Here is a 1,960-nt window from a genome sequence, read left to right as displayed (position 1 = left end):
GTGAATTGTTTACCAGAAACAGCTGTACGAATTGGCCATAATACCTGTCCATTCTTCATCTCCAACTCTTTAGGAAGAGCTAATAAACATTCGTGCAATGCATCCATGCTGTCCCATTGATCAAAGGCTTCTAAAGTTTGCTTGCTGGCTTTTAAAGCTTTTAATGCAACTTCTGGAGTTGTCTTCATCTTCTTGTGACGATACATCTCTAAATCGTAATCTACTAATGTATCAAAGAAGTCAACACTTTCTTCGATTTGATTCAAGATATCAATACGAGGTTGAATGATTTTGGCAATCTCTTTTAAGTTGTATGGTCCATGAACCGCTTTTTCTAAGTATGGACGAACTGTTTCATAATATGTTTCTTCATCCATGTTTCTCAAATATACACCGTTCATCCAAGTCAATTTATCAATATCGAAAATGGCTGGTGATTTAGAAATACGGTGAATATTAAATACTTTGATCAACTCATCCAAAGTATAGATTTCCTGTTCTGTTTCAGGAGCCCATCCAAGAAGTGCAATATAATTCATGATCGCATCCGGCAAATATCCCTTCGCAACAAGATCTTGGAAAGAAGCATCTCCATTACGTTTTGATAATTTGTGGTGTTCATCCTTCATTACAGGCGGTACGTGTACATAGGTTGGTCTTTGCCATCCATACGCATCATAAATCAAGTTGTACTTAGGTGTACTTGATAAATATTCATTTCCACGAACTACGTGAGAAATCTGCATCTGGTGATCATCAATAATGTTCGCAAAGTTGTATGTTGGATATCCATCCGATTTAATCAAGATTTGTTCATCCAATACATCACCATCTACTTCAATACGACCATATACTTCATCATCAAAATATGTTTCACCAACATCTTTGATTGTTTGACGAATAACATAAGGTTCACCCGCATCCAATTTAGCCTGTACTTCCTCAGCACTCAAGTGCTTACAAGGATCATTGAACTTAAAAGAAATACCTAAGCTTTCAGCTTCTTTTCTTTGAGCTTCAATCTCCTCTTCACTACAGAAACAATAGTGAGCTCCACCAAGTTTAATTAAATCTTCGGCATACCCTTTGTACATAGGCAAACGTTCACTTTGAACATATGGACCAAAGTCTCCACCAATATCTGGACCTTCATCCCAGTTCAAACCACACTCTTTTAAAGTTTTATAAATAACATCTACAGCACCTTCTACCTTACGCTCTTGGTCAGTATCCTCAATACGTAATAAGAAGTCGCCACCTTCGTGTTTCGCAATTAAAAATTCAAATAAAGCTGTACGCAAATTTCCAATGTGCATATAGCCAGTTGGACTCGGCGCAAAACGAGTTCTAGTTTTATTCATAGTTATAATCATCCTTTCGCTCTCTATATAATAATACGAAACTACATTTCTTTCAAGATTCCTTCAATCAACTCTGACTTTTCTTTTCGAGACATTTGTTTAATTTTATATTCCAACTTTAAAGCCTTAGACTTCGACTCACAAGCCCTTACGTATACAAGCTTACAAGGCCTTCTAGGCCGCGTATATTTTACCCCCTTACCCAAGTTGTGCGTTTCTAATCTTTTATCTACATCCGTTGTATATCCCGTATAATATGTAGAATCCTTACACTCTAAAATATATACATATTGACCTTTTTCCATATGCCCATCATACCACAAGAAAAGAAAGTAGGAAAACACCTACTTTCTCAACTTTTTGTTGATCAAATGTAAAATAATCACAAGCGCAATTAAACCTAAAGTCACATACATATTACCATGATATTCAATTCCTGTTGGAACATGAATCTTCTTATTCTCAAACAAGAATTCATTGTTCTCTACCTTTTTACCATCAATAAAGATTTCATCATCCTTGACTTCCACAAATAAGACTTGATCCGATTTTTCATATCCACTAGGAGCCTTTGTCTCCTTTAAATACATCGCATCTTC

General features: G+C 35.9%; 3 protein-coding genes. All 3 read right to left on the bottom strand.

Features of this window, described 5'->3' with window-relative positions; genetic code table 11:
- Positions 1 to 1,361, bottom strand: a 1,361-nt coding sequence (gene gltX / locus ACZQCL_RS03315) for a glutamate--tRNA ligase (RefSeq protein WP_482481843.1), incomplete at its 3' end; no start/stop codon positions are given.
- Positions 1,362 to 1,402: 41 nt separating this feature from the next.
- The gene (locus tag ACZQCL_RS03310; protein WP_482481842.1) at positions 1,403 to 1,666 is read right to left on the bottom strand and encodes a GIY-YIG nuclease family protein; all 264 of its coding nucleotides are present in this window, start codon (positions 1,664 to 1,666) and stop codon (positions 1,403 to 1,405) included.
- A 39-nt stretch (positions 1,667 to 1,705) separates the two neighbouring features.
- Positions 1,706 to 1,960: hypothetical protein (locus tag ACZQCL_RS03305; RefSeq protein WP_482481841.1), on the bottom strand; the 255-nt coding region annotated here is incomplete at its 5' end.

The organism is Holdemanella sp. (assembly GCF_056804935.1).
This window is presented reverse-complemented; position numbering and strand designations above follow the sequence as displayed.

Bases quoted from the DNA above. Each gene is read 5' to 3' on its own strand.
- ACZQCL_RS03310 (WP_482481842.1), bottom strand. From the start codon at position 1,666: ATGGAAAAAGGTCAATATGTATATATTTTAGAGTGTAAGGATTCTACA.